Below are 26,616 nucleotides of genomic sequence, written 5' to 3'. Positions count from 1 at the left end.
GATTTCAGTCAAAATTGACCCGCTCGCGCTCCACCACGATTGGTCGGCGCCGGACCTGGTTGAAGATCGCCACGATGTATTCGCCTAGCACGCCGAGGAAAAACAGCTGTACGCCGCCAAAGAAGAACAGGCCGATGACGATCGTCGGAATACCCCGCGGTCCGATGTCGAAGCCCGCGAGTTTGAGCAGCAGCACGACGAACGCATAGGCAAAGCTGAGCGACGAGATGATGAGCCCAAAGAAGAACGCCGTGCGCAGTGGAACCGTCGAGAAGCTGATCGCGCCGAGCAGTCCCTGGTCGATCAGGCTCGACAGCCGGTTACGCGACAGCCCGTGTTTTCGCGCGAGCCAGGTGTAGGGAACGCCGATGGAGCGGAATCCGCATTCGAACGGCATCATTCGCATGAAGGGCTGGACGTCCTCGAACTGCTTCATGGCGTCGAGCACCTTGCGGTCGACGAGCTGGTAGTCGCCGACGTCGGCGGGATAGTCGACATAGGACATCCGGCTGATCATTTTGTAGTAGAGGTGGCGCGCGGTGCGGCTCAGCAGCGGCTCCTCGCGCCGTGCCCTGATGCCGAACACGATCTCGTAGCCCTGTTCCCAATGCTTGACGAAGGTCGGGATCAGCGACGGCGGGTCCTGCAAATCGGCCGGCAGGAATAGCACGGTGGCATCACCTGTTGATGCCAGAACGCCATTGTAGGTGTTCCGCAGGACGCCGAAGTTCCGGGCATTCACGATCACCTTGACCGACGGATCCTCGGCCGCGATTTCCTTGAGGATCTCCACCGTCCGGTCGGTCGAGGCATTGTCGCAAAAGATGTGCTCGCGGTCATAGTCTGGAAGCTCCGCGTCCATAATCGCCTTGACGGTCGCGTAGCACTCGCGGATTCCCGCCTCTTCGTTGTAACAGGGGGTGACAAGGCTGATCTTTTTCCGCATCAATCCTCCAGGAGGTCCATCGAGGGAGATCAGTCACCCGTGGGCCGAATCGGGCGGATGGCAGCCGCCTGAGGTGGTTGGCTCGCCTGTAGTGGGGTTGCCATCGTTCGATCGTTTCTTTAGCAGGTAGATCGGCAACTTCAACCGCTGCCGGAACAGGCGCGGGGAGGCCGGATCATGTTGACAAGACAGGCCTAATCGGTCTGATGTGACGTTTTCCCGGAGCGAGTATGAGCATGAAGGCGGTGATTTTGGCAGGTGGTTTCGGGACCCGCATCACCGAGGAGAGCCACGTCAAGCCGAAGCCAATGATCGAGATCGGCGGCAAGCCGATCCTGTGGCACATCATGAAGATATTCTCGTCCTATGACATCAACGAGTTCATCATCTGCTGCGGCTACAAATCCTACGTCATCAAGGAGTATTTCGCGAACTACTTCCTGCACATGGCGGACGTAACGTTCGACCTCGCCACCAATTCGATGGAAGTGCACAACAAGTTCGCCGAGCACTGGAAGGTGACGCTGGTCGACACCGGTCTCAACACGATGACCGGCGGCCGCCTCAAGCGCGTCAAGGATTATGTCGGCAACGAGACGTTCTGCATGACCTATGGCGACGGGCTCGCCGACGTCGACATCGCAGCGCTTCGGGCCTTTCATCGTACCCACGGCCTTCATGCGACAGTCACCGCGATTCAGCCGCCGGCCCGTTTTGGTGCGCTCGATATCGACCACGACGTCGTCCAGCATTTCGAGGAGAAGCCGCGGGGCGACGGCCGGTGGATCAATGGCGGTTTCTTCGTGCTGGAGCCTGCGATCTTCGATTACCTGCGCGACGACGCCACGATCTGGGAACAGGAGCCGCTGAAGCATTTGTCCCGGGACGGGCAGCTCGCGGCGTACCGGCACACAGGCTTCTGGGAGGCCATGGATACGCTGCGGGACAAGATGCACCTGGAGCAGCTCTGGGACGGCGGCCAGGCACCCTGGAAGCGTTGGCAATGAACCCCAACTTCTGGCAGGGTAAGCGCGTTCTCGTCACCGGTCATACCGGCTTCAAAGGCGGTTGGCTGGTGGCATGGTTGCGCCATGTTGGTGCTGACGTGGCAGGGTTTGCGCTGTCCCCTGCGACCGCGCCGAACCTATTCGACCTGACAAAGACCGCGCAGGACGTCGGCTCCGTCTTCGGTGACATTCGCGACCTCGCGGCCGTCAAGGCGGCATTCGGCAGTTTCCAGCCGGAGATCGTGTTTCACATGGCTGCGCAGGCGATCGTTCGCGCATCCTACGAGGACCCGGTCGGGACCTACGCCACCAACGTCATGGGCACCGTGCATGTCTTCGAGGCGGCGCGGGAATCCGGCGTGCGTGTGCTGGTCAACGTCACTAGCGACAAGTGCTACGACAACAAGGAGTGGGTCTGGGGTTACCGTGAGGCCGACGCGCTAGGGGGCAAGGATCCCTATTCGAACAGCAAGGCCTGCGCCGAGCTGGTCACCGCGGCCTATCGGTCATCCTTCTTCAGCGGAGCCGACCGAATCGGCTTTGCCAGCGCGAGGGCGGGCAATGTGATCGGTGGCGGCGACTGGGCTCAGGATCGGCTGATCCCTGACGTGATCGCGGCGATCCGCGATCGGAAGCCCGTGCCCGTGCGCAATCCCGACTCGGTGCGCCCTTGGCAACACGTGCTCGAGCCGTTGTCAGGCTATCTTTTGCTCGCTGAGCATCTCTGGCAGGACGCGGCCGCATTCTCCAGCGAGTGGAATTTCGGCCCCGATCCCGACAGCGTCCGCTCGGTGCGCTGGCTCGTCGATCGCATCGCCGTCCTCTGGGGCGTTCCGCCGCAGCAGATGCCGCAGCCCGGACAGCATCCGCACGAGGCGTGCCTCCTGGCGCTCGACAGCTCTAAGGCGCGGGCCCAACTCGGCTGGTCGCCGCGCTGGGACCTGGAACAGGCTGCCGCGGCCGTGGTGGAATGGTACAAGGCGTTCGAGCGTGGCGCTGCGGTCAAGCCGGTGATGATTGACCAGATCAACGCTTTCATGAATGCGCGGCGCGACTAACTTATTTTTCCCGGCCCGAACGGGCCGCAAACCGGAACCGATATGATGGCGACCACGTCGACGAGACCGCTCACCGAGATCAAAGGCTGCGAGGTCTGCGGTAATGCAGAGCTTGTGCCAGTACTCGATCTCGGCCTGCATCCGCTCTGTGACGACCTGGTGACAGTCGGTGATTCTCGCCAGTGCCGCGAATACCCGATCAAGATCGATTTCTGTCCGACCTGTGCCACCGGTCATCAGCGCTTCCAGGTACCGAAAGAGGACCTGTTTCCCAAGGACTATCATTATCGTTCGCGCTTCACGGCCGATGTGCTCTCAGGCATGCGCGGGCTCGTGGCGACATGCGCAGAGCGCATGGGGCCGCTGACTGGCAAGGTCGTGCTCGACATCGGCTGCAATGACGGCAGCCTCCTGGACTTCTTCCGCGAGGCGGGCGCGAATACGGCTGGCATCGAGCCGACGGGCGCGGCCCAGGACGCTGCCGCCAAGGGCCATTTCGTGGTGCAGAACTATCTCAGCACGGAAACAGCTGCGGAGATCCGATGCGGCGTCGGGACGCCCGACATCGTCACCTTCACGAACGTCTTTGCCCATATCGAGGATCTGAAGGGCGTGCTGGCGGCGCTGAAGACGCTGCTCGGGCCGGACACGGCAGTCGTGATCGAGAACCACTATCTCGGTGCGGTGCTTGATCGGCACCAGTTCGATACTTTCTATCACGAGCACCCGCGCACCTACTCGTACAAATCGTTCAGCTACATTGCTAAGTCGCTCGGCCTCGACATCGTCAATGTCGAATTTCCTGCGCGCTATGGCGGCAACATTCGCATCATCCTCGGGCGCGCGACGAAGGCCAGCGACGCCGTCGCGGCTGACGTCGTTGCCCGCGAAAACAATTTCCAGGGCGAGTTTGCCCAGCTCGCGCGAGACGTGGATCTCTGGAAGGCGCGCAAGGGGCAGGAGCTGAAGACAATCATCGCGGCGCACGGCCCGATTCGCGCCAAGGCGTTTCCGGGCCGCGCCGCCATTTTGGTCAAGCTGCTCGGCCTGAGCGAGAAGGAGATCGTCGCGGTCCACGAGAAGCCGGGTTCGATCAAGATCGGGCATTATGTGCCAGGTACCCGCATCCCGATCGTCTCGGACGATGAGTTGTTTGCGCATGGCGACCAGAGTAAGCCGCTGCTCAATCTCGCCTGGCATATCTCGCGCGAAATTCGCCAGTATCTTTCCGACAACGGATACCGGGGACCGGTGATCGACGTGCTCGGCGCCGACGATTTCCATGCCTGAGGCCCCCGTCTTCACGATCCTCGGATCGGGCTTCGGGATGTACGGGTATCTTCCCGCGTTGATCGAGTGCGGGATGAAGGTGGCGCTGCCGGATCGGTACCGCGCGGTGGTCGGCGGCAGGAGTGAGCTTGCCCAATACGTGCCGGAGGTGATCTGGTGCGCAAGCAGGGAGGAGGCTTTGGCGCGTGCGCGCGGGGTCGTCATCGCGCTTCGCCCCGCCGACCAAGCCGACTGGATTCCGCGGCTCGCTCGCATGCCTGAGATCCGCGAGCTCATCCTGGAAAAGCCGGTCGCGCCAACGCCGCAGCATGCGGCCTCCCTGCTTGCCGAATTGGAGCGGGCCGGCAAGCGCTACCGCGTCGGCTACACCTTCCGCTTTCTCCCTTGGGTCGAGCGGCTCCGCGTCACCCTCGGTTCGGGTGTCGAAGCCGTCTCTCTCGAATGGACTTTCCTCGCTCATCATTATCGAGCCAATCTCGACAACTGGAAGCGGTTCGATGTCACCGGAGGCGGGGCGCTCCGCTTCTACGGTATTCACCTGATCGCGCTACTTGCCGAGCTTGGTTACGACGCCATCTCGACGTCGGCGCTCTCCGGGCCCTCGGATGCGGAGACAGCGGAGTGGAAAGCGACCTTCATCGGAGACGCTTTGTGCCCGGTTACACTGAACATAGGAACACGCGCGAAGGAACCCTGCTTCAGGATCACTGTGCGGCGCCCGAGGCAGGGCGACGAGCGCATTGTCGATCAGCCGGATCCGTTCTCCCAGACAAAGCCAGCCAACGTGAATGTTCGAGATCCGCGCGTCGATGTGCTCAGCCGGTTATGCCGCTCGTTCGATGAACCGGATGTAGGACATGCAAAGCGCCAGCAGGCGATTGTCCGCCTCTGGGCGTGCGCTGAGGAGAAATCGCAGCCTCGTTAGCGGGTTCCCGGCTAGCGATTGGCGAGTTTCAAAGCCCCTTCGCGAGCGGCCGTCCAGATGTCGGCGTCAACCTTTGGATTTTGAACCTCGGGATAGGGCCGATAGCTCTTCTCAACTACCTCGAGTGAAGAAGCAGGGATTGTGACGATGTTTTTGTAAGCGATGATGGTCCATCCGGCCCAGACGCTCAAAAGCAAGGCTGTGGTTACCGATCGGGACCGAACCCACTGCCCGATTTCGTGGCAGCACACGATCAGTAGGATGCCATATGCGAAGGCTGGCAACGCAAGGTGACGGTCGCGTGCGTAGGAATACGAGAACAGTGTGCCGCCGAGGATCGCCAGCACGATGATAACGAGCCAGATCGGAACATCCCGCCGTCGCATGCGGACGGCCAATCCGACGACGATCAGGACGGTCGAGATGGTGTGCACAACGACCTGGTAGCTCACGTGCGAGGTGAGAATGCCCCATTGGGCTGCGCGGAACAGGAGGGCCGCGAGTTGCGCTACCACATTGTACACATAGAGCCTGAAGACGGCGTGCCCGGGAAACATGGCCTGCCGCTGCTCGTGCGAGAGATAGTCGAAGAAGTAACCCACTGATTCGTTGACGCCGCCGGCTCCGATCGAGGGGCCCAGCACAAGCGCGCGCAACAACAGATAGCCGACCGTGATGCCTCCAAAGACCAGGGCCGCGCGGACAGGCGCGTGGCGCATGAAAAATAGATAGAACACCACGAGCGCCAGACCGTTTTCTTTCGAAAGCACCGCCACAGCAAAGGCCAGCGCGCAAAGTGCCAGCTTGGTGTTGTCTGACAAATTGGACAGGACCACGGTCAGGCTGGTCGCAAAGCAGATGACAACAAGGACGTGCGGTAACTCGCTGATCCAGATGATGGAGCCCAACAGGAAAGGCGAGCCGAGGCTGAAGCTCACCAGCACAAGCGAAGCCTCCCAGGGCAAGCGTAGTTGCCGGATGGCGATATAGCCGAGCGACATCAGGAGCACAAAGCAAGCGAACTGCACCGCACGATAGGCGGAGAGATCCATACCGAAAATCAAATAGAGGCCCTTCAGAAAAATCTCCGCCACCGGCCGGTAGAAGGGGCTCGACAGCATCCAAGCGGCTGAAAGCGGAAGCTCCCAAAAACTTTGCTTCCGTAATTTGGTGAACCAGATCAGGTCATCGTTCGGCTCGAAAGGCTGCCTGAGCATGACATCAAGCAACAGCCAGGCGAGCACGATCGTGCCCACGGCCATGATGACAAGCAGCACGGCGCGATAATCGACGCGACGCGAAAAACTGCGCAGCCGCGATGTGGCCGCATCGATCCTCTCATCCACGGCTTTTTCGCTCACATTCACAAATCTTCGACAACTCGTTGCTGTCCTGGTCTGGATCGCTCAGCGGCGGAACGCGACCCCGCCTTAGCAAAGGTGCTGGGTGCGGTCGATCGCGTTTTTCAGCTCGCGAGGCTCCGGGTTCACCCTGGCTCACAACAGGGGCCACGACAGGCGCCCGGAATCGGCGCTGTGCTTCTCTCTATTCGAACGAGCGAATCCGCTGGCGTCGCAGCGAAGCCAAGCGACTGAACGATGGTTTCGAGGAAGCCTGGCGGCTTGTGGTCGACGAGAAGCCTTGCTGTTTCGATCCGTCCATTCGAGGTGAAGCCTCCGAAACCATACTGCGGTTCGGAACGGCGACTCTCGCAAAGGCGTGTTAGCGCTGAGACTACGGCCGGAATAGCCGATGTGGGGTAGCTCCCGGTCGCCGGATCGAGGACCTCCCGGTTCGAGATTGCAAGGTTCGGTCCGCTGTTTCCGCCGTTGACCAGGAATGAAAGTTCATAAAACGGGAAGAAGCGGTCGAGCGCGCGATATTCACGGTCGTCCTCCACGACCAGCATCATGGTTCCCGGCGCCGACGGATGCTGCTTGAATGTCTCGAGCAGCGCGCCGGTCTCGCGCGAGTCCGAGAGTAGGCGTTGGGTGAAGGACATATCGAGCAACAGGAAGACCGCGCCGATCACGGCGGCAACTCGCCACAGGAAGCGGCGTGGCACGATCAGCCGCAGCAGAGCGAGAATGGCGAAGCCGCTTGCCAGCATCAACGTGGTTTGGTGGCGTGTTTCCCATAACCCGCTGAAGCGGGGCGGCTGGCCGACCATCACATAGGGAAACAGTGCGCAGAGGATGAGCGCCGCCGCAGCGGCGAGCGTCAGGGCCGCGGCAAGCCGCGGTGAATCGTCCGGGTGATCGTCGCTGGTCGCCAGCGGGAGGCGAAAGATCCGGGCGAGCATGGCAAGGATGGCGATCGCAATCGCCGCGACGACAATGAGATCCGGCAGGTCGGACAGGTGCGGGACGAGTGTGCGCGCAGCCCTGAACTGGTCGATGAAGGTGATCACCGTTTCCTTGAGTCCAGCCGGAATACTCATCCTGAACTTGTTGTAGTTCGCATAAAGCCCATAGGTCGGCTCGAGCAGCTGCTTTGCTGGCCAATAGACCAGCGGCAGCAGGAGTAGCTCGCCCCGGGCGACCACGGTGCGCAGCGCTGCGCCCGCGCGCCGGGTAAACCAAGATTTAACGTCGCTCTTTCGCCAGGCCGAGAGCGTGACGATTGCCGGCGGGACCCATGCCATCACCAGGAACGAATTGGTCGAGAACGCCATCACCAGGAGGAGGACGATCAAAAAGCGCCGCGCAAGGAAGGAGCGATCCAGATCGCGTAGCAGCAAGACGAGCGCGAGCGCGAAGAAGAAGCTCGAGAACGCGTAGGGAATGGTCGACAAAATGAAACGGGCCTGATTGAGCGGCACTAGCGCGGTCAGGAGCGCCGCCCAGAACGCGTCGGCTGCGGGCCACTGCGTGGTTCGCCTGATGATGGTGTAAACGAGGGGTGGCAGTGCGCAGGACAGGATCAGCGCCGCGACAATCCAGGCGCGCGGTTCACCAAGCGCGGCAAAGGGAGCTGCCAGCCCATATTGCTCGCGACGTCCCATCTGCTTGAAGAATTCCCAAAACGTGCCGGCATCGGAATAGGCGAGAAGAACCCAATCATCCCACAGTGCCTGGTTGATCAGGATGACCGGTCCCCAGGCGGCGACCATGGCCAGGACCAGCAGTGCCTGGCATTTGAAGTTGCGTGCGGCTTGAGCCTCAATGGCCATGCGATCAACGGTGTCGGCTGCCGAACGAAAGGGTGCAGCCGCTACCACACGCTTCTCCCGCCATCCATCACGAGGTTCTGCCCGGTCATGTAGCTCGATGCGTCGGAGCAGAGGAATTGTACGGCTGCACGGTATTCGTCGACGTCGGCCATGCGGCCCATCGGGATCAGGCGTGTGAGCCGCTCGACGAAAGCAGGATCCTGGTTGTTGAAGACTCCACCGGGCGAGATCGCGTTGACGCGGACGCCGTGGTCGGCCCAGTAGGTCGCAAGGTATTTTGTCAATCCGATCAGGCCGTGTTTGATCACGGAGTAGGTCACAGGCTTGACGGGCTGCTCCTCCTCGCGCGTGATGCCGGGCTGCCGATAGAGCCGCTGGTCCGGCGCGATCACGCCGAGATCGGAGGCAATGTTGAGGATCACGCCGCGGCCGCGCCTGGCCATCTCGCCGCCGAACACCTGGGCGCACAGCATCGCGCCGGTGAGGCCGACGGCGATTTCGGTTTGCCATTGCGGCACCGGAAACGCCTCGAAGCGCGAGGAGTGCATCACGCCGGGCGCCGACGTCACCTTCGGATCGATCGCCGCGTTGTTGACGAGGATGTCGACGGTGATCCCGCGGCTAGCAAGTTGTTTGTGCGCGGCTCGTACCGAGTCCTGCGACGTGACGTTGATCTCGACCGCCATCAGATCGGCTTCGGGCATGTTCTGCTTCAGCGTCGCTTCGGCCGCTTCGGCCTGCGCCAAGCCGACGTCGGTAACGACTACGCGCGCACCTGCTTCCGCGAGTGCTGCGACATGCTGTCTGCCGAGCAGTCCACCGGCGCCGGTCACCAGCGCGGTTCGTCCGGTCAGGTCATAGCGGCAGGAAGGGCTTGCCATGAAAATGCTCCTGTTCAGCTCCGCAACTGGCCGCCATCGGCGACCATCACGCTGCCCGTGATGAATGCGGCGCGCGGCGAGGCGAGGAATGCGACGAGATCTGCGATCTCCTCGGGTCTGCCGAGCCGGCGCAGCGCTACCTCGCGTTGGAGCATGTCGTCGACCGCCGGCTTGTTCTCTGCGATCCTGCGCGCCCAGGTGCCGTCGGCTGCCAGAATGTTGCCGGGCGCCACGGCGTTGATGCGGATGCCTTCAAGCGCGAGCGGCCGGGCCAGCCCGCGAACCGTCGCGTTTAGCGCAGCCTTTGCGGCGTAGTAAGTGACGGGCGCACCGATCGCGGCCATGCCGGCGATCGAGGAGATGCAGATCATGGCGCGGTCGCCGCTGCCGCGCGCCATCGACGGGCGCGCTGCTTCGATCATGTTGGTCGTGGCGAACAGATTGAGGTCCATCACCCTTGACCATTCCGCCGCGGTTTCCTTGCCGGGTGGCACGGACGCGCCGCTGCCGACATTGCAAACGAGGACATCGATCCGGCCCCATTGCTTTTCGACATCCTGCACCAGCGCGCTCGCGGCGCCCGGCTCGGTGACGTCGGCCACATGAACCGACGTGCTGCCGGCGATCATTGCTCGCGCCGCATGCAGAGCGTCCGAGCCGCGCGCGGCAAGCGCCACTTTTGCGCCTTCGGACGCGAGCGTCGTCGCGATCGCAAGCCCGATCCCCCGGCTGGCGCCGGTGACGAGCGCGACACGATCGTTCAGCTCGAGCTTCATCGCGCGGCGTCCTCGATCCAGCCGATCGTCATGTCGCGATATCTAGCAAGCGCTCCGGCGTGGTCGCCGTCGGCGGCGCGTGCGGTTTGCAGGATATACTGGCCCTTGTAGCCGGAACGCTCGATCAACCGGATCGTCTTGGCGAGATCCGCGTTGCCGGCGCCGAGCGGCACCGTGGTGCCGCCGCGAATGCGATCCTTCACATGCACGTTGAGAATGCGCGGCGCGTACGCTGCGATCTCCTCGTCGCTGTCATAGCCGAGCGAGGCGCTGTTGCCGCTGTCGTAGTTGATGCCGAACATTTCGGCCGGAAACGCTTCCATGAACCGGGCGAGCTGGCGCGGCGGCAGATCGGATTCGAAGACGATCTTGACCTTCTGCCGAACGAGCGCCTCACGGCGGGCGAGCAGCACGCGCTTGAGTGTGTCGCTCTCGCTTTCGCGCTCGATCTTGCCGTTGTCGACCAGCGGGATCACCACGAATTCGATGCCGAGCCGGTTGCAGGCAGCGAGCAGGAGGTCGAGATCGGCGACCAGTGCATCGCGGACCACGGCGTCAACCTTCCAGAACGGTGCCTGCATGAAGCAATCGCCGGTCAGGCTCGGGATGCGCATGCCGTTGTCGCGCGACAATGCGATGATCTCGTTCTGACCCTTTTCGGTCATCAGCGGATTTTCGCGCAGCCGCTCCTGGTCGATGGTCCATTCCATCCGCGTCAAGCCCAGGGCTTGCGCGCGCGAAAACTCGTCGCGCCATTCGTTCCAAGGGAATGCCTGGATCTTGCCGTCGATCAGCGCCGACAGCCTGCCTTGCATGAAGCCAATGCGTTCGAGCGTTGTGGTCACGACTGTCTGTCCGAGCTGATGGCGAGGCCTTTGGTCGTCCAGCCGCCGTCGACGAAGAGTTCCTGGCCGGTCACGTAGGCCGACGCTGGCGATGCCAGAAACACGGCCGCGCCGACCATGTCGGCGGGCTGGCCCCAGCGCCCGAGCATGGTGTGGCGACGCCGATCTTCATGCATCCCCGGATCGGCAAAGCTCTTTGCGGTCATCTCCGTCGCGACGTAGCCGGGCGCCAGCGCATTGACGCGGATGCCGTCGGGGGCGTAGTCAGCCGCAAGCGCGCGCGTCAGCCCGGCGAGGCCGGCCTTCGCCGCGACATAGCCGGGATTGCCCGGAAAGCCACGCGCTGAATTGATGCTGGTGACGTTGATGATCGAGCCGCCGGCCGTCTTCATCAGCGGATAAGCGGCGAGAATGGTTGCATAGGCGCCGGTAAGATCAGTCGCGACCGTCACGCGAAAGCGTGCGAGTTCGGTTTCGGCACTCTGGGCAGGAAGGCTGATGCCGGCCGCGTTGACCAGCACGTCGATGGTTTCGCGCTGCGCGCCGACAATGCCGAACGCATGCGCGATCGCGGCATCGTCAGCGAGATCGCAAGCGATCGGTGTCACGCCCTGTGGCGCCGTGCCGGAACGGCTGAGCCCGAAGACGTCGGCGCCGGCATCCTTCAGTCCGGCTGCAATCGCAGCCCCGATGCCGCGCGACGCGCCGGTAACGACCGCGATCTTGCCAGCAAGCGAGAAGGCGTTGAGGTCAGGCATAGCCGTAAGCCTGTATGATCGCGGCGCAGAGCTTGACGTCTTCGGGGCGGTCGATCTGGAACATCTTGTGACGCTCCATGACGTGAAAGCCGATCTTGCCGCCCAGGCGGTTGTTCTGCTCGCGCAGGAGCGACGGGATCAGGACGTAGAACGAGCCGTTTTCGAGATAGCGCTTCTCGATCTGCTGCCGCATACGGCGGTTGCGGAAGTCGTAGTTGATCGGCTCCGGTCCGCCCGTGCCGATCCGCCAGTTGAAATAGTCCTCGACTTCGCAGACCGAGAGCAGGCTGTCGAGATTTTTCCGCTCGAAGGTATCGAGCGCCTGTTCGATATCTCGAGGCTCGCGGATCGGAGAGGTCGCCTGGAGCGCGACGATGCGCTCGAAGCGGCCCGCCCGCTCGTCAATCGCATTGAGCGCGTGCAGCCAGGCGGATTCGGACGAGGCGAGATCGCCGGAGATGTCGTCCGGGCGGCGCACGCCGACGGCGCCTGCGGCTTCGGCCGCGGCGAGGATCTGGTCGCTGTCGGAGGACACTGCCACCACGTCGACGCCGCGGGCCGCGCGCGCCTGTTCGACTGTCCAGGCGATCAGCGGCTTGCCGCAGAGATCGAGCAGGTTCTTGTGCGGAATACCCTTGGAGCCGCCACGCGCGGCGATCACGGCCAGCGTCTTGCGCGCCATCAGATGTGCCCCTCGAGCCGCTCGAGCGCCGTCCAGAAGCCTTCGCCCATGTTTTTGTGGCCCTGCCAGATCTCGGGAATGAAAGAAGCGGTAGGCGCGTGCTCGCGCAGCACTTTTCCGATCTCGTTGAAGTCGATTTCGCCTTCGCCGACCTGGAGACCTTCGCCGTCCAGTCCCTTGGCGTCGCCGAAATGCAGATGCGCGGTGTGCGGGCCGAGCTGCGCCAGGCCTTGCGCAAAGTCGAAGCCGAAATGATTGGCGGCGAGCTTCGTGTGGGAGATGTCGACGCACATCCGCAGATCATGTTTGGCGCAGAATGCGGCGGACTCTTCCGGGAAGATGAAAATGTTCTGGTGCCGCTGTCCGCCGAAATGCCAGGGGAAGGGCGCCATGGTCTGCGGCGTCAGCTCGACACCCTCCATGTCCAGCTCCTTCAGGCTCTGCGCAAAGATGCGGTAGCGTTCGGCCTTCTCTTCCGGCGGCAGCGGCTCGTCCATCGTGAAGCCGCCGATATTGGCGACGATTGGCGGGCGCTTCGTCTTCGGGAAGAATTTCTTCAGGTTGCGGGTGATGTCGATCACCGCCTGTGTCTGCTCGAGCGAGTAGCGCCGCAGCGTCTCGTCGGGCGTCGCCAGATCCATCAGCTTGGAGCCGGCGAACAGCTCCGGCGCGTGCACGACGAAGCCGAGATCGTAGGTGCCGGACAGGTAGGCCGCCGGATCGCGCTCCATGTCGCTATAGCTGAGGTGGAACTCGATGATGTCAGGCTCGCAGATTTCGAGGAAGCGCTCGGTGTCGTGATAGCGCACCGGGACACCCCACGGGCGGTCGAAGCGGTAGCGCCGCGCTTTCGCGGCGCCCTCGTCGAGGTCGCTCTGAAAGAAATAATCGTCTGCTGCCATCTTCCGCTTGAGAACCTTGCCGATCAGCGCGGGCATTTTCAGCGGCGACAGACCCTGGCCCGGGCTCTTCACGGCAATATCATCGTCGGAAATGACGGTGCCAGGCGCGATGTCGCGCGCGGCTACGAGGCTTTTGGCGAGATTCTCGCGGTTGATCAATTCACCCTGGCTCAGGGCGCGCTCGGCGAGCTTTTCGCCGCGCGCCGCTTCCACCTCGCGGATGCCGGCGACGAGCGCCTTGAATTCCTCCGGCTCGAGGCTTGCAGCATGGTCCGGGCCTTCCATCTCGCGGTCGAGGGTGATGTGGCGCTCGATCACCACGGCGCCGAGTGCTACCGCCGCCGTCGACACCGCGGTGCCGCGTTCATGGCCGGAGTAGCCCACGATCGGATGGATTTCGCGCAGCGTCTCCATGAACCGTAGATGGATGTTGTGCAGCGCTGCCGGATAGGTGCTCTGGCAATGCAGGAGCACATAGCTCGCCTTGCGTTCGTCGAGGAATTTTGCCGCGGTCTTGATCTCGTCCGTCGTGCTCATGCCGGTCGAGACGATCAGCGTCTTCCCGGTCGCGATCAGTTTCGCGAGCAGCGGAAGGTTGGTGAGGTCGGCGGAGGCGACCTTGTAAGCCGCAACGCCAAAGCCTTCGAGCACGGCCACGCTCTTGGCGTCCCAGGGCGTGCAGAGATATTGAATGCCTTTCGAGGCGCAGTAATCGGCGATCTTCTTCTGCTGCTCGGTCGTCAGCTCGAAGCGGCGTAACAGGTCCAGCGTGTACTCGACCGCGAGGTCGTCATCCTTTCCGGAGAGAGAGGAAGCGCGATAGACCTCGTCGAGCTTGCGCATCTGGAACTTGGCGCAATCCGCGCCAGCCGTCACGGCTGCATCGACCAGCGCGATGGCGCGGTCGAAATCGCCGTTGTGGTTGTTGCCGATCTCGGCGATCACGTAGCAGGGCTCGCCATCGCCGACGAGACAGTTGCCGATGCGGATCGGGGCGGTCTTATGGGCAAAGGTCATCGACAATCTCGTCTCACTCGTCGGTCGGCCGGGCCGGGAAGCGTGATTTCCAGGTCTTGAGGCCGTTCTCCTCGAACATTATGCGTGCACAGCGTAGGCCCTTCTGCTCGAGCGCGGAGATCAGCGGGTAGCGCTCGAACGGGCGCACAAAGAACATGAAATAGCCACCGCCGCCGGCGCCGAGCAGTTTTCCGCCGACGGCACCGTGCGACTTGGCGAAGTCATAGATCTCGTCGAGCTCGTTCGAGGAGATCTTGGAGCTCATCTTGCGCTTGGCGTGCCAGGCCTCGTCGATGAGCCGGCCGCATTCGAGAAGCCGGCCGCGCAGGAGATGCCTGCGGATCTCGCGTGTCACTTCCTTCTGCTTGGCGGCGGCGGCGACAGCGTCCGAGGTCTCATGCTGCGCCTTCTGGTCGCGGTGGATCGCACCGGAGTCATGACCCGAGCCGGTGTAGCAGAGCACCAGGCTCTCCTCGAGCTCGGCGATGATATTGGAATCGAGGCGCAGCGGCACGATGGTGTTTTGGTCGGACGAGAATTCCATGTGATTGAAGCCGCCAAACACGGTGGCGTATTGATCCTGCCAGCCGCCGGGAATGTTGAGCATCAGTCGCTCGGCCTGGAACGCCATCTCCGCGATCTCGTGGCGGTCCCACTGATCGCTACGGAATTCGTTGAAGCAGCCAATAATGGCTGAGGACACCACGGCCGAGCCGCCAAGCCCGGAGCCTACCGGGAAATCGGCGGAGACCTCGAGCTCAAATCCGTAAGTAGGCTTGATCAGGCGGATCACCGATCTGATCAGCGCGAGATCGCCACCCGAGCCGAGCTCGACGAGACAGTTTGCTTCGACCGTGCAGCGGAAGTCGTGCGAGTAGATCCGGATCCGGGCGTCGCTGCGCCGCCTGAGCGTCGCGTGGGCGTACATCTTGATCGTGGCGTTAATGACCGCGCCGCCGTCGTTCGCCACGAAGTAGTGGGTAAGGTCCGTGCCGCCGCCGGAAAAACTGATGCGTACCGGGGAGCGGGCGCGCGCGAACACCTCGCTCTCTTCCGACAGGTTGAACAGCTCGCGGCTGAACACGTCAACCAGCCGTCCCTCGGCATCGAGGATCGGAACCACATGCACACGCTGATCGAGCAGCTTGAGGATTTGCTCGCGTGGTCCGCCGGCACGCGCCCAGACGAAGTTGCGATTGATGCAGGCTGCGACGCTGTCGTGGATGGTGATGCCGGTCAACATGCGCCTGCGGATGTCGCCATCCGTCACCGCGCCGATGATCCTCCCGCTGGCGTCCTGGGCAAAAAGGATACCGAGCATGTTGGCGTTGAGGCGGCGAAAGGCCTCCTCAATCGTCTCGGTCTCGGCGATGGTGACGAGTGTTCGCTCAAGCACGTTTTTGGGTCCGGAGAAAGGCCGATTCCGCGGCCGGAACCGGGGCGCGGGGGTCAACCTGCTAATACGGTAGCCCTCGGGGTGATGCAAGGTTCCCGGCCAGACCGGATTAGGGATATGATCGGGCTTACGAATTGACCGCACTGACGGGCTTGGCAGTGATATGAAGACGGAGGCCGGTCGCGCGCCGAGATTGCGCCAAGCCACTAGCGTTCGTCGGCAATCACCTTGCCGTCGTTCGGCAGCGCGCCCGGGTCCACCAGCTCGACATTGCCACCGAGCTTCGTCACCGCGCGCAACGTGATGGCGATCTCCTCACGCAGCGTCTCGCTTGCTGCCGCTGTCTCGGCCTTCAGCGTCATCGCATCCGTCTCGCGCTCGCGGGTGACGACAAGGCGCAGGCGGCCGAGTGCGGGATGGCGTTTGCCGATCTCGGCGATCTGCTCGGGGCGGACGAACATGCCCTTGACCTTGGTGGTCTGGTCGGCGCGACCCATCCAGCCCTTGATGCGCATATTGGTGCGGCCGCAGGAGCTCTTGCCCGGCAGTGCCGCGGTGAGGTCGCCGAGTGCGAGCCTGATCCAGGGATGATGCGGGTCGAGCGAGGTCACCACGATCTCGCCGACGTCTCCCGGCGCAACGGGATCGCCGGTGCCTGGCCTGACGATTTCGAGGATCAGGTCCTCGTTGACGACCATGCCTTCGCGCGCCTCAGTCTCGAAGGCGATGAGGCCGAGATCGGCGGTGCCGAACGCCTGGTAGGCGTCGACGCCGCGCGCCTTGATCTCGGCCTGAAGCGAGGGCGGAAATGCGGCGCCAGAGACCAGCGCGCGCTTGATCGAGGAGACATCGCGCCCTGCGCTTGCGGCGGCATCGAGCAGGATCTTCAGAAAGTCCGGTGTGCCGCTATAGCCGGTCGGTCGGTAAGCCTCGATCAGCTCGAATTGCGCTTCGGGATTGCCTGGGCCTGCTGGAATCACTGCGCAGCCGAGCGCCCGCGCCGAGGCGTCGAAAATGAAGCCGCCCGGTGTCAGGTGATAGCTGAACGTGTTGAGCACGATGTCGCCGGCCCGAAAACCCGCGGCGAACAACGACCTCGCACCGCGCCAGGGGTCGGCCTGGGTTCCCTCCGGCTCGAAGATCGGTCCGGGCGAGGTGAAGAGCCGCGCGAATGCCCCGGGAGGGTGTGCGACAAAACCGCCAAAGGGCAGGGAGGCCTTGTGGAGAGCCGGTAGTTCCGACTTGCGCAGCACCGGCAGTTGCGCCAGCGCCGCTCGTGAGGTCACGGACGCCGGCTCGAAGCCGCTCAGGCGCTCTGCATAGGCCGGTGCCGCCATCGCATGGTGCATGATGCCCGGCAGGCGCGAGAACAGCTCGGCCTCGCGCTCGTCGGGTGCGCGCGTCTCAAGGGCGTCGTAATAGGCAGTCATGGCGGTCCTCAACTGGTTCGCGTCCGTTGCGCCGCCTCGCGCGCGTCGCTATCAGGGCGGCATCCAAAGCTGGAGAAGGTGGAATGGCCGAACAGGGGATCACCACGGACGAGGCCGCTGACGTCGTCGCCAGATTGAAGCGGCGGATGATCGACGAAGCGATGCCGTTGTGGTCGGGTGAGGGCTGGGAGGCCGCCTCGGGCGGCTTCATCGACCGCCTGCACAAGGATGGCACGGCGGATCGCGCCGCGCCGCGCAGGGTGTTCGTGCAGGCCCGCCAGATCTACTGTTATGCCAAGGCGGCGCAGCTGGGCTGGTATCCGGAAGGCCGCGCGATCGCGCTGAAGGGCCTCGAGTACATGCTGGCGCGTGCCAAGGCGCCGGACGGCCGTCCCGGCTATGTGCATCGCTTGACGCCTGAGGGCGCGGTGCTCGACGGCAAGCGCGACGCCTACGACCATGCCTTCATCCTGCTCGCTCTTGCCACCGTCTACGCGCTGGACAACGACGCGCAGGTTCGCGCAGAGATCGACGCGTTGCTCGCCTTCATCGACGCGCATCTGCGCTCGCCGCATGGCGGAGTTCACGAGAGTCTGCCGATGGCGATGCCGCGTCGGCAGAATCCGCATATGCATCTGTTCGAGGCGATGATCGCGTGTTTCGACGCGACGCATGACCTGTCGTTCCAGAACCGCGCCGGCGAGTTCTTCGCGTTGTTCCTCGCCAATCTCTACGACAAGCAGAAGCGCGCGCTCGGCGAATATTTCGAGGAGGACTGGTCGAAGATCGAGCCGGTCAGCGTCGAGCCCGGCCACCAGGCCGAATGGGTCTGGCTTCTTAGGGGATTCGAGCGCATCACGGGCTGCCCGACGGGGCGTTATCGCGGCGAATTGCTGGAGACGGCAGTGCGTAGTTGTGACCCCGCGAGCGGTTGCCTCATCGACGAGGCCGACGTCGACGGCAACATCCGCCGGCATTCGCGGCGATTGTGGCCGCAGACCGAGATCGCGAAAGCGTGGATCGCGCAGGCCGAATCCGGCGAGCCGGGCGCGGCGGACAAGGCGCGCGCGGCTCTGGTGCGGCTGGAACGGCATTATCTCAGCCATCCCGTGAAGGGCGGCTGGTACGATCAGTTCGACCGCGATGGCAACTCGCTGGTCGAGACCATTCCTGCATCGTCGTTCTATCATGTTCTCTGCGCGGTGACGGAAGCCGAACAGGTGCTGGGGTGAAGCGATCTTGTTTTGACGCGTTTTCTTCACGCGAACCGGTTCCCACTTCGCTCGAAAACGCTATAGCCAGCGCTTGCGTCGCTTGAAGCTCTTGAGGTTCTTGAAGCTCTTGCGCTGATCGCCGGCGCCGCCGAGGTAGAACTCCTTGACGTCCTCATTGTCGCGCAGCTCGTCGGCGGTGCCGTCGAGCACGACCTTGCCCTGCTCCATGATGTAGCCGTGGCTCGCGACCGAGAGCGCGGCGCGCGCATTCTGCTCGACCAGCAGAATCGTGACGCCGAGGTCGCGATTGATCTTCTTGATGATCGCGAAGACTTCCTTCACGAGCAGCGGCGACAGCCCCATCGACGGTTCGTCCATCAAGATCATCTTCGGCCGCGCCATCAGCGCGCGGCCGATCGCGAGCATCTGCTGTTCGCCACCGGAGAGATAGCCGGCGAGCCCCGTGCGTTCCTTCAGGCGCGGGAAGTAGTTGAAGACCATGTCGAGATCGGCATCGACTTCGCGATCGCTGCGCGTGAAGGCGCCGAGCTTGAGGTTCTCCAGCGACGTCATGTCGGCGACGATGCGCCGGCCCTCCATCACCTGGAAGATGCCGCGGCGGACGATCTTGTCGGGATCGATGCCGTTGATACGATCGCCGTCGAATACGATTTCGCCGCGCGTGACCTCACCGTCCTCGGTCTTGAGCAGGCCGGAGATCGCCTTCAGCGTCGTCGACTTGCCGGCGCCGTTGGCGCCGAGCAACGCTACGATCGCGCCCTTGGGTACCTCGAGGCTCAGGCCCCGCAGCACCAGGATGACATCGTCATAAACGACCTCGATGTTGCGCACGCTGAGCAGCGGCGCGGGCGCGACGACGGTTGGCGTTGAGTGCGCTGCTTCGATGGTTTGGGTCATGTCTCTTCATTCTCCGCTGTCGTCGCCCGGCTTGACCGGGCGACCCAGTATTCCAGAGACGCCAGCCGCTTCCCGAGAAGCCGCGGCGTACTGGATCCCCCGCCTTCGCGGGGAATGACGCGTGTGTTGTGGATCGAGGGTATGACCCTCACCACCCAAACCATTCCGGCTTGCGCGGCAGCTCGACGGTCTTCACTTTCTCGAGCTTGATCGTGCCCTTGGCCATGAGGTCGTTGAGGTCGCCATCGGTCGCACCGGTCACCTTGGCGCGATAGAGGTCGACCTTCATCGTGCCGCGATGATCCTTCTCGGTGTAGGTCGAAGGGTTGCAGACGCCCTCCATGCCCGCCGGCACCCAGTCCTTCTTCTGGTAGTAGCCCTTGGCGACGTTCTCGCCGGTCGCGCCGCCGTTCTTGGCAGCCCAGTCGAGCGCCTCCTTCATGTACAGCGACGAGCACACGGCCGCGATGTAATGCACGGGACGATAGACCTTGCCGGTCGGGTCCGACATCTTGGAAATTTCCATCACCGTCTTCATGCCGGGGGCGTCACCACCCCAGCTCACGGCGGTGCGCAAGGGGAAGATCACTCCGTTGGCGGCGTCACCTGCGGTCTTGGCGGCGTTCTCGTCCATCCCCCAGACATTGCCGAGGAACTGGATGTCGACGCCGGCCGACTTGCAGGCCTTCATCACCGAGATATTGGAGGCCGCGGTGTTGCCGAGATAGGCGTAGTTGGCGCCTGAGGACTTCAGGCTCAGGCACTGCGCGCTGTAGTCGCCCGGCGTCAGCGCGAACACCAGCGGCGGCAGCACTTCGAATCCGAGTTCCTGCGCCAACGCCTCGCCGGCCGCTTTCGGCGCGTTCGGATAGGGGTGGTTCGCGCCCATATGGACGAACTTCGGCTTGCCGCTCTTGCCCTTGGCTTTCCAGTCGTCAGCCGCCCACATCAGCATCGCGCGCAGCGCATCCGAGTAGGTCGGGCCGTAGAAGAAGTTGTAAGGCGCGGCCTTGGCCTTGCCGCTGGTGCCTTCCGGATCAGTCAGCGCAGCAGCATAGGAGCCGGACATGTCGGGGATCTTGTCCTGCGCGAGGAAGCCGGTCAGCGCCTCGGTGTCCGCAGTGCCCCAGCCCATGATCGCCGCGACCTTGGTGTCGGGCGCCGACCACTTCTTGTACAGCGCGATCGCGCGCGGCACCTGGTAACCGTAGTCGTTGGTGTCGAGGTTGACTTGCTTGCCGCCGATGCCGCCGCTCTTGTTGATCCACGCAAACGTGTCGGCGACGGCCTGGCCGTAAGGGGTTCCGACGTCGGAGGTGCCGCCGGAATAATCGGCGAGGTGACCGATCGCGATCTGCGCCTGCGCGGTCGCCGAAAAGGCCGCGATCGCAAGCGCGAGCGATGCAGTGCTCAAAAGGGATTTTGTCTTCATCGGTCGTTTCCTCCTGTTATTGTTTTGCTCAAGCTGCCCGCGCTCAATGCGAGAACGGGTAGAGTTTCCAGTAAGCCTTGATCTGGCGCCAGCGATGCGCGAGCCCGTCCGGCTCGAACATCAGGAACGCGATGATGATGAGCCCGATTGCGATCTCGCGCAGAAAGGTGATGTTGGTGTTGAGCGAGAGAGCGTGGTCGATCGCGCCGCCCTTCAGATGCAGGCTGAGCCATTCCATGGATTCCGGCAGCAGCACCACGAAGGCGGTGCCCATCAGCGTGCCCATGATCGAGCCGGTGCCGCCGATGATGATCATGGCGAGGAACAGGATGGAGCGCTCGATGCCGAACCCCTCCTGCGACACCACCTGCTGATAGTGCGCATAGAGCGCACCGGCGATGCCGGCGAAGAACGCAGCGAGTGCGAAGGACAGCGTGCGGTATTTCGTCAGGTTGATGCCCATGATCTCCGCGGAGAGATAGTGGTCGCGGATCGCAACCAGCGCTCTGCCGTCGCGTGTGCGCATCAGGTTGGTGACGAGGATGTAGCTCGCGAGCACGTAAGCCAGCACGACGTAGAAATATTGCTTATCGCCGCGCAGCGTATAGCCGAAGATCGAGAACGGTTCGGCGCTGGCCGGCACCGAGCCGCCGGAGAACCATTCGGCGCGGGAGAAGAAGTCGAGCAGGATGTATTGCGCCGCGAGCGTCGCGATGACCAGATAGAGCCCCTTCAGCCGCGCCGCCGGAATGCCGAAGACCAGGCCGACCAGCGCGGTAACGATGCCGGCGAGCGGGATCGCGAAAAACACCGGGATCGGCGCGTTGTTGGAGATGTAGGCCGAGGTGAAGGCGCCGAGCAGGAAGAAGGCGGCATGACCGATCGAGATCTGGCCGGTGAAGCCGACCAGGATGTTGAGGCCAAGCGCCGCGATCGAGAAGATGCCGATCTGGATCAGGATGCTCAGCCAATACCCGCCGAAAAATTGCGGCGCGAGGCAGAGCAGCAGCACGCCGGCAATCGCAAAGTTGCGGCTGGTCCTGGTCGGGAAGATCGTGGTGTCGGCCGCGTAAGTCGTGCGGAAATCACCAGCAGGGATGAGGGCAGGGCCGGCCATGGTCAAATCCGTTCGATGTCGTGGGTGCCGAACAGGCCGTAGGGCTTGATCATCAGCACGATGATGAGGACGTAGAACGGCGCGATCTCGTAGAGATTGCCCCAGTGCAGATACTGGCTGTCGACATATTGCGCGATGTTCTCGAGCAGGCCGATGATGATGCCGCCGAGCACGGCGCCGCCGACGGAATCGAGCCCGCCGAGGATCGCCGCCGGAAATACCTTGATGCCGTAGGCGGCAAGGCCCGACGATACACCGTTCACCACGGCGACCACGACGCCGGCGACCGCCGAGACCGTCGCCGAGATCGCCCAGGCCATCGCGAACACGCTTTTGACGGAAATGCCGAGCGATTGCGCCACTTGCTGATTGAACGCGGTCGCCCGCATCGCAAGCCCGTATTTCGAGGCGCGGAAGAACCAGGCCATGCCGATCATCATCGCAACCGACACCACGAGGCTCATGACGTAGACGGTCTGGATCTGAAGCCCGAACAGGTTCACCGACTGGCTTTCGAACACCCGCGGGAACGGTTGCGGGTTGACGCCGAACATCCATTTCAGCGCGGCCTGGAATACGGTGGAGAGGCCGATCGTCACCATGATCACCGAGATGATCGGTTCGCCGATCATGGGCCTCAGAATCAGAACCTGGATCGCAATGCCGAACACGAACATGAAGACGAGCGTCATCGGCATGCCGATCCAGAACGGCACCTGGTATTTTGCCAGCAGAGCCCAGCACACCCAGGCGCCGACCAGCAGCAGCTCGCCCTGGGCGAAGTTGACGACTTGAGTGGCCTTGTAGATCAGCACAAACGACATCGCGACGACGCCATAGAGCGTGCCGACCACGAGGCCGTTGACCAGGAGCTGGATGAGGAATGCGATGTTCATGTCGGTTGACCCAGCTCGTCATTGCCGGGCTTGACCCGGCAATCCATCAATGTGGAAGGAAGCCTGTTCAGAAGAGGATGGATGCGCGGGTCAAGCCCGCGCATGACGAGTGAATATGCGGTGGCACCCTGCTCATTCTCTCCAACAAGGGGAGAGGGCGCAGCAATGCACTGTGTTGCACAAGAACAAGTCACTCCGCCGCCTCCGCCATGTGGCCGTGTCCGCCGAGGTCCACCACGCGTAGCGTAGTGCGGACGCGCTGGGTCGTGCCGTCCTGAAAGCGGATCACGGTGTCGACGGGAATGTTGGAGTCGCCGCGGTAGATGGCGTCGATGATATCGGCGTATTTCTCGTTGATGACGCCGCGGCGCACTTTTCGGGTGCGGGTCAGCTCGCCGTCGTCGGCGTCGAGCTCCTTGTAGAGCAGGAGGAAGCGCGAGATGCGCTGCGCCGGCGGCAGTGTCGCGTTGACGGTCTCCACCTCTTTCTGGACCAGCTTGTAGACCTCGGGCCGCGAGGTGAGGTCGCTGTAGGTGGTGAAGGAGAGGCGGTTCTTTTCCGCCCATTTCGAGATGATGGAGTAGCGGATACAGATCATCGCGGCGAGCGCGTCGCGGCCGGCACCCAGCACCACGGCTTCCGCGATATAGGGTGAGAATTTCAGCTTGTTCTCGATGAACTGCGGCGAGAAGCGTTCGCCGCGCGAGGTCTCGGCGAGATCCTTGATGCGGTCGATGACCACGAGCTGCTTGTTTGCGTTGAAATAACCGGCGTCGCCCGAGAGCATCCAGCCATCCCTGATGTCGGCGACGCTTGCCTCGGGGTTCTTGTAGTACCCCAGGAACATGTTGGGATGCCGCACCACGATCTCGCCGACGCCGTGGATGTCGGCATTGTCGATGCGGATCTCGATATCGTCGGCCATCGGCACGCCGGTGGTATCAGGATCGACCTTGCCCGTAGGATGCAGCGTGTAGGCGCCCAACAACTCCGTCTGGCCATAGAGCGTGCGCAGCGGCACGCCCATCGCCCGGAAGAATTTGAATGTATCGGGCCCCAGCGCCGCTCCGCCGGTCGCGGCCGAGCGCAGCCGCGTGAAGCCGAGGCGGTCCCGCAATGCGCGGAACAGGACCATGTCGGCGAAGGTCGAGTGCTTGCCCTGCGCGAGCGCAGCAAGACCGGCCTTCATGCCAAGATCGAACAGGCGCTGCTTGAACGGCGTCGCATCCATGACCTTCGCGCGGACATCGGCGGCAATCGATTCCCATACGCGTGGCGCAAAGAGCACGAACGTCGGCGCGATCTCGCGCAGATCGTTCATCATGGTGTCGGGCTCTTCGACGAAGTTGATCTTCATCCGGCAAAGCAGCCCTTTGCCGAGCACGTAGACCTGCTCCATGATCCAAGGCAGCGGCAGCACCGAGACGTATTCGTCGTCCGGTCCCTTGGGATCGAATGCGAGATAGGTCGCGCAGTGGCCGAGCACGCGGCCGGCGGCGAGCATCGCGAGCTTGGGATGCGAGGTGGTGCCCGATGTCGTGCAGAGGATCGCGACATCCTCGCCTTTGGTCGCATCCACGAGCCTGTCGTATAGCTCCGGCTCGCGCGTGGCGCGCGCGCGGCCGAGCTCGGTGAGCTTTTCCGCTGGCATCAGCCGCGGATCGTCATACTTCCGCATCCCGCGCGGATCGGAATAGATGATGTGCCTCAGCCTCGGCACACGATCGGCAAGCCCGAGGAGTTTGTCGACCTGCTCCTCATCCTCGGCGAAGACGAGCTGCGCTTCTCCATAGGTGAGAAGATAAGAGGCCTCCTCATCCAGCACGTCGCGGTACAGCCCAAGGCTCAAACCGCCGATCGCATGGGTGGCTACTTCCGCCGCGACCCAGTCCGGCCGGTTGTCACCGATGATGCCGATGACGTCGCCGCGCCCAAGGCCCAGCTCGATGAGGCCGAGCGCGAACTCGCGAACCCGGCTCTGGTAGTCGCTCCAAGTGAACAGACGCCAGAGCCCAAAATCCTTCTCGCGCAGCGCGACCTCGCTGCCATGCTCCTTCGCATTCAGCCGCAGCAGTTTCGGATAGGTGTCGGCCTGCGCGACGCGCCCCGCGTAATCCATCATGCCGCGCACTCCGGGGCAGCGGGCTTGTCGTCGGGATCGACCAGCACCTCGTCCTCCTCGCCGAGATAAGCGCGCTTGACGTGGGGATCGGCCAGCACCGCGGCTGGATCGCCCTCGGCGATCTTGCGGCCGAAATCCAGCACCATGACGCGGTGGGAAATATCCATCACCACGCCCATGTCGTGCTCGATCATCACCACCGTCATCCCGAACTCCTCGTTGAGATCGACGATGTAGCGGGCCATGTCCTCCTTCTCCTCGAAGTTCATGCCGGCCATCGGCTCGTCGAGAAGAATGAGGCGCGGCTCCAGCGCCATGGCGCGCGCAAGCTCGACGCGCTTGCGCAGGCCGTAGGGCAGGGTGCCGGCTTGCGCTTTTCGAACCGATTGCAGGTCGAGGAAGTCGATGATCTCCTCGACCTTGCGGCGGTGCGCGAGCTCCTCCTTGCGCGCGCCGGTCAGCCAGTACAGAGAGCCCGTGATGAAATTGTTCTTCAGCAGATGATGACGGCCGACCATGATGTTGTCGAGCACGCTCATATGGTGGAACAGCGCGAGGTTCTGGAAGGTGCGGCCGATGCCGAGCGAGGCGCGGGCGTTCGGCGTCAATCCAGTGATGTCGCGGTCCCGATAGAAGAGCTGGCCTTCGGTCGGCTTGTAACGACCGGAAATACAGTTCACGATCGAGGTCTTGCCGGCGCCATTGGGGCCGATGATCGAGAACAGCTCGCCGTCCTTGATGGAAAAGCTGACGTCGGTCAGCGCGCGGACACCGCCGAACCGCAAGGACACGCCGCGCACTTCAAGACTGGTTGCCACCAATGATTCCCTCCCCGGCGACGGCGCTTTGGCGCTCTTTCGTCCATTCCCTTGGGCCGATCCTATATCGGCCGTTCGGACGAAACCATGCAGCCGATGGTCCCGGTCCGATCACGCGATGCGGCGTTCTCCCCGTTGGGAACAAAAGCCGCTATCCGCGCGAGGTGGTCCTCAATAGGGTAAAGCGCTATTTTGAAATGTCTTGTGCCTGACAATTCGTCGGCAAAGTTTTTCGCGGGGGCGGGGCCTGCTTCTTTCGTCGCAAGGCGAATGAGGCGCTTGTTGCGGTGCAGCAATCGGACGGGGTGACACCAGGGTGCAGTTGGCTTCGGGATCATGATTTCAGAGGATCAGTTGAACCGCGTCGCCGCCTGGTCGCGTGAGCTCACGATGCGTGAGATCGAGGTCGCCCGCGCCGGGATCATCGAAAAATCCTACGTCAACGGCGAGACCGTTTTCATGCGCGGCGACAGGTTCGACTATTGGGCCGGCGTGGTCAGTGGCCTCGCGCGGATGGGCGGGGTCTCGCGCGACGGCAAGGAGACGAGTTTGGCGGGCCTCACCGCGGGAGCCTGGTTCGGCGAGGGCAGCGTGCTCAAGAACGAGCCGCGGCGCTACGACGTGGTTGCGCTCCGCGACAGCCGTCTTGCGCTGATGGAGCGCAGCGCCTTCCTCTGGTTGTTCGAGAATAGCGTCGGCTTCAACCGCTTCCTGGTACGCCAGCTCAACGAGCGGCTGGGCCAGTTCATCGGGATGCTCGAGGTCAATCGCACGCTGGACGCCACCGCCCGCCTTGCCCGCGGCATCGCCTCGCTGTTCAACCCGATCCTCTATCCGGATTCCAAGACGCATCTGGAGATCACACAGGAGGAGATCGGCGCGCTCTCCGGCATGTCGCGGCAGAACGCGAACCGCGCGCTGAACCGGCTCGAGAAGGAGGGGCTGCTGCGGCTCGAATATGGCGGCATCACCATCCTCGATGTCGAGCGGCTGCGCGGGTATGGGGATTAGGGC

23 protein-coding genes are annotated in these 26,616 nt (G+C 63.1%); 6 read left to right on the top strand and 17 right to left on the bottom strand.

Going from position 1 to position 26,616, the window contains the following annotated elements:
• Positions 1 to 4 precede the first annotated feature (4 nt).
• A complete protein-coding gene (locus ACV1FX_RS09970) occupies positions 5 to 946 on the bottom strand; it encodes a glycosyltransferase family 2 protein (RefSeq protein ID WP_473117377.1) in 942 nt (313 codons plus the stop codon).
• Positions 947 to 1,182: 236 nt separating this feature from the next.
• Between ACV1FX_RS09970 and rfbF the strand changes: the two genes are divergently transcribed.
• From rfbF to ACV1FX_RS09950, 4 genes are read left to right on the top strand one after another with little or no spacing between them, the layout of a single operon-like run.
• Complete coding sequence (gene rfbF, locus ACV1FX_RS09965; RefSeq protein WP_473117577.1) at positions 1,183 to 1,953, top strand: glucose-1-phosphate cytidylyltransferase; 771 nt, start codon at positions 1,183 to 1,185, stop codon at positions 1,951 to 1,953.
• Positions 1,950 to 3,011, top strand: coding sequence for a CDP-glucose 4,6-dehydratase (rfbG, locus tag ACV1FX_RS09960; protein ID WP_473117376.1), 1,062 nt, complete (start codon positions 1,950 to 1,952; stop codon positions 3,009 to 3,011). Before rfbF ends, rfbG begins: the two co-directional genes overlap by 4 nt.
• Before the next feature lie 45 nt (positions 3,012 to 3,056).
• Positions 3,057 to 4,301, top strand: a complete 1,245-nt coding sequence (locus ACV1FX_RS09955) for a class I SAM-dependent methyltransferase (RefSeq protein ID WP_473117375.1) — start codon at positions 3,057 to 3,059, stop codon at positions 4,299 to 4,301.
• On the top strand, positions 4,294 to 5,226 hold the full coding sequence (locus tag ACV1FX_RS09950; protein WP_473117374.1) for a Gfo/Idh/MocA family oxidoreductase: 933 nt from the start codon (positions 4,294 to 4,296) through the stop codon (positions 5,224 to 5,226). The genes ACV1FX_RS09955 and ACV1FX_RS09950 overlap by 8 nt, the downstream gene beginning before the upstream one ends.
• Before the next feature lie 11 nt (positions 5,227 to 5,237).
• Here ACV1FX_RS09950 and ACV1FX_RS09945 read toward each other — a convergent pair whose 3' ends face one another.
• From ACV1FX_RS09945 to ACV1FX_RS09900, 10 genes are all read right to left on the bottom strand, one after another.
• Positions 5,238 to 6,587, bottom strand: a complete 1,350-nt coding sequence (locus tag ACV1FX_RS09945) for a hypothetical protein (RefSeq protein WP_473117373.1) — start codon at positions 6,585 to 6,587, stop codon at positions 5,238 to 5,240.
• Positions 6,588 to 6,712: 125 nt separating this feature from the next.
• Positions 6,713 to 8,446 (bottom strand): hypothetical protein, encoded by a 1,734-nt coding sequence (locus ACV1FX_RS09940; RefSeq protein ID WP_473117372.1) that lies wholly within the window; start codon positions 8,444 to 8,446, stop codon positions 6,713 to 6,715.
• The gene (locus tag ACV1FX_RS09935; RefSeq protein WP_473117371.1) at positions 8,440 to 9,279 is read right to left on the bottom strand and encodes an SDR family oxidoreductase; all 840 of its coding nucleotides are present in this window, start codon (positions 9,277 to 9,279) and stop codon (positions 8,440 to 8,442) included. The genes ACV1FX_RS09940 and ACV1FX_RS09935 overlap by 7 nt, the downstream gene beginning before the upstream one ends.
• Before the next feature lie 14 nt (positions 9,280 to 9,293).
• Positions 9,294 to 10,055: an SDR family NAD(P)-dependent oxidoreductase gene (locus ACV1FX_RS09930; protein WP_473117370.1), complete on the bottom strand. Its 762-nt coding sequence runs from the start codon at positions 10,053 to 10,055 to the stop codon at positions 9,294 to 9,296.
• Positions 10,052 to 10,900 carry a sugar phosphate isomerase/epimerase family protein gene (locus tag ACV1FX_RS09925; protein WP_473117369.1) on the bottom strand — a complete coding sequence of 283 codons (849 nt, stop codon included), beginning with the start codon at positions 10,898 to 10,900 and terminating at the stop codon, positions 10,052 to 10,054. Before ACV1FX_RS09925 ends, ACV1FX_RS09930 begins: the two co-directional genes overlap by 4 nt.
• Complete coding sequence (locus tag ACV1FX_RS09920) at positions 10,897 to 11,658, bottom strand: SDR family oxidoreductase (RefSeq protein WP_473117368.1); 762 nt, start codon at positions 11,656 to 11,658, stop codon at positions 10,897 to 10,899. The genes ACV1FX_RS09925 and ACV1FX_RS09920 overlap by 4 nt, the downstream gene beginning before the upstream one ends.
• The gene (locus tag ACV1FX_RS09915; RefSeq protein WP_473117367.1) at positions 11,651 to 12,340 is read right to left on the bottom strand and encodes an acylneuraminate cytidylyltransferase family protein; all 690 of its coding nucleotides are present in this window, start codon (positions 12,338 to 12,340) and stop codon (positions 11,651 to 11,653) included. The genes ACV1FX_RS09920 and ACV1FX_RS09915 overlap by 8 nt, the downstream gene beginning before the upstream one ends.
• Positions 12,340 to 14,259 (bottom strand): N-acetylneuraminate synthase family protein, encoded by a 1,920-nt coding sequence (locus tag ACV1FX_RS09910; RefSeq protein ID WP_473117366.1) that lies wholly within the window; start codon positions 14,257 to 14,259, stop codon positions 12,340 to 12,342. Before ACV1FX_RS09910 ends, ACV1FX_RS09915 begins: the two co-directional genes overlap by 1 nt.
• 13 nt (positions 14,260 to 14,272) lie before the next feature.
• On the bottom strand, positions 14,273 to 15,655 hold the full coding sequence (locus tag ACV1FX_RS09905) for a GHMP family kinase ATP-binding protein (protein WP_473117365.1): 1,383 nt from the start codon (positions 15,653 to 15,655) through the stop codon (positions 14,273 to 14,275).
• A 206-nt stretch (positions 15,656 to 15,861) separates the two neighbouring features.
• On the bottom strand, positions 15,862 to 17,085 hold the full coding sequence (locus ACV1FX_RS09900) for a phenylacetate--CoA ligase family protein (RefSeq protein ID WP_473117364.1): 1,224 nt from the start codon (positions 17,083 to 17,085) through the stop codon (positions 15,862 to 15,864).
• Between the two features lie 83 nt (positions 17,086 to 17,168).
• On the opposite strand from ACV1FX_RS09900, the gene ACV1FX_RS09895 reads away from it, so the two are divergent.
• On the top strand, positions 17,169 to 18,317 hold the full coding sequence (locus tag ACV1FX_RS09895) for an AGE family epimerase/isomerase (protein WP_473117363.1): 1,149 nt from the start codon (positions 17,169 to 17,171) through the stop codon (positions 18,315 to 18,317).
• A 60-nt stretch (positions 18,318 to 18,377) separates the two neighbouring features.
• Here ACV1FX_RS09895 and ACV1FX_RS09890 read toward each other — a convergent pair whose 3' ends face one another.
• The 6 genes from ACV1FX_RS09890 to ACV1FX_RS09865 form a co-directional block, all read right to left on the bottom strand.
• A complete protein-coding gene (locus ACV1FX_RS09890) occupies positions 18,378 to 19,217 on the bottom strand; it encodes an ABC transporter ATP-binding protein (RefSeq protein WP_473117362.1) in 840 nt (279 codons plus the stop codon).
• A 148-nt stretch (positions 19,218 to 19,365) separates the two neighbouring features.
• On the bottom strand, positions 19,366 to 20,649 hold the full coding sequence (locus ACV1FX_RS09885; protein ID WP_473117361.1) for an ABC transporter substrate-binding protein: 1,284 nt from the start codon (positions 20,647 to 20,649) through the stop codon (positions 19,366 to 19,368).
• 43 nt (positions 20,650 to 20,692) lie between these two features.
• Positions 20,693 to 21,766, bottom strand: coding sequence for a branched-chain amino acid ABC transporter permease (locus tag ACV1FX_RS09880; RefSeq protein ID WP_473117360.1), 1,074 nt, complete (start codon positions 21,764 to 21,766; stop codon positions 20,693 to 20,695).
• A gap of 2 nt (positions 21,767 to 21,768) precedes the next feature.
• Complete coding sequence (locus ACV1FX_RS09875) at positions 21,769 to 22,662, bottom strand: branched-chain amino acid ABC transporter permease (protein WP_473117359.1); 894 nt, start codon at positions 22,660 to 22,662, stop codon at positions 21,769 to 21,771.
• Positions 22,663 to 22,852: 190 nt separating this feature from the next.
• Positions 22,853 to 24,784 carry an AMP-binding protein gene (locus ACV1FX_RS09870; RefSeq protein ID WP_473117358.1) on the bottom strand — a complete coding sequence of 644 codons (1,932 nt, stop codon included), beginning with the start codon at positions 24,782 to 24,784 and terminating at the stop codon, positions 22,853 to 22,855.
• Positions 24,781 to 25,602 carry an ABC transporter ATP-binding protein gene (locus tag ACV1FX_RS09865; protein ID WP_473117357.1) on the bottom strand — a complete coding sequence of 274 codons (822 nt, stop codon included), beginning with the start codon at positions 25,600 to 25,602 and terminating at the stop codon, positions 24,781 to 24,783. Before ACV1FX_RS09865 ends, ACV1FX_RS09870 begins: the two co-directional genes overlap by 4 nt.
• Before the next feature lie 336 nt (positions 25,603 to 25,938).
• Here ACV1FX_RS09865 and ACV1FX_RS09860 point away from each other — a divergent pair, with 336 nt between their 5' ends.
• Positions 25,939 to 26,613 (top strand): Crp/Fnr family transcriptional regulator, encoded by a 675-nt coding sequence (locus tag ACV1FX_RS09860; RefSeq protein ID WP_473117356.1) that lies wholly within the window; start codon positions 25,939 to 25,941, stop codon positions 26,611 to 26,613.
• The last annotated feature ends 3 nt before the right edge of the window (positions 26,614 to 26,616 follow it).

This window comes from Bradyrhizobium ingae (genome assembly GCF_055791185.1).
The sequence above is the reverse complement of the archived record's forward strand: the minus strand, read 5'-3'. Positions and strand labels throughout refer to the sequence as shown.

Bases quoted from the DNA above. Each gene is read 5' to 3' on its own strand.
- ACV1FX_RS09915 (WP_473117367.1), bottom strand. From the start codon at position 12,340: ATGGCGCGCAAGACGCTGGCCGTGATCGCCGCGCGTGGCGGCTCCAAG.
- ACV1FX_RS09880 (WP_473117360.1), bottom strand. From the start codon at position 21,766: ATGGCCGGCCCTGCCCTCATCCCTGCTGGTGATTTCCGCACGACTTAC.
- ACV1FX_RS09910 (WP_473117366.1), bottom strand. From the start codon at position 14,259: ATGACCTTTGCCCATAAGACCGCCCCGATCCGCATCGGCAACTGTCTC.
- ACV1FX_RS09890 (WP_473117362.1), bottom strand. From the start codon at position 19,217: ATGACCCAAACCATCGAAGCAGCGCACTCAACGCCAACCGTCGTCGCG.
- ACV1FX_RS09955 (WP_473117375.1), top strand. From the start codon at position 3,057: ATGGCGACCACGTCGACGAGACCGCTCACCGAGATCAAAGGCTGCGAG.
- ACV1FX_RS09970 (WP_473117377.1), bottom strand. From the start codon at position 946: ATGCGGAAAAAGATCAGCCTTGTCACCCCCTGTTACAACGAAGAGGCG.
- ACV1FX_RS09875 (WP_473117359.1), bottom strand. From the start codon at position 22,662: ATGAACATCGCATTCCTCATCCAGCTCCTGGTCAACGGCCTCGTGGTC.
- ACV1FX_RS09920 (WP_473117368.1), bottom strand. From the start codon at position 11,658: ATGCCTGACCTCAACGCCTTCTCGCTTGCTGGCAAGATCGCGGTCGTT.
- ACV1FX_RS09870 (WP_473117358.1), bottom strand. From the start codon at position 24,784: ATGATGGATTACGCGGGGCGCGTCGCGCAGGCCGACACCTATCCGAAA.
- ACV1FX_RS09950 (WP_473117374.1), top strand. From the start codon at position 4,294: ATGCCTGAGGCCCCCGTCTTCACGATCCTCGGATCGGGCTTCGGGATG.
- rfbG (WP_473117376.1), top strand. From the start codon at position 1,950: ATGAACCCCAACTTCTGGCAGGGTAAGCGCGTTCTCGTCACCGGTCAT.
- ACV1FX_RS09930 (WP_473117370.1), bottom strand. From the start codon at position 10,055: ATGAAGCTCGAGCTGAACGATCGTGTCGCGCTCGTCACCGGCGCCAGC.
- ACV1FX_RS09895 (WP_473117363.1), top strand. From the start codon at position 17,169: ATGGCCGAACAGGGGATCACCACGGACGAGGCCGCTGACGTCGTCGCC.
- ACV1FX_RS09860 (WP_473117356.1), top strand. From the start codon at position 25,939: ATGATTTCAGAGGATCAGTTGAACCGCGTCGCCGCCTGGTCGCGTGAG.
- ACV1FX_RS09900 (WP_473117364.1), bottom strand. From the start codon at position 17,085: ATGACTGCCTATTACGACGCCCTTGAGACGCGCGCACCCGACGAGCGC.
- ACV1FX_RS09935 (WP_473117371.1), bottom strand. From the start codon at position 9,279: ATGGCAAGCCCTTCCTGCCGCTATGACCTGACCGGACGAACCGCGCTG.
- rfbF (WP_473117577.1), top strand. From the start codon at position 1,183: ATGAAGGCGGTGATTTTGGCAGGTGGTTTCGGGACCCGCATCACCGAG.
- ACV1FX_RS09885 (WP_473117361.1), bottom strand. From the start codon at position 20,649: ATGAAGACAAAATCCCTTTTGAGCACTGCATCGCTCGCGCTTGCGATC.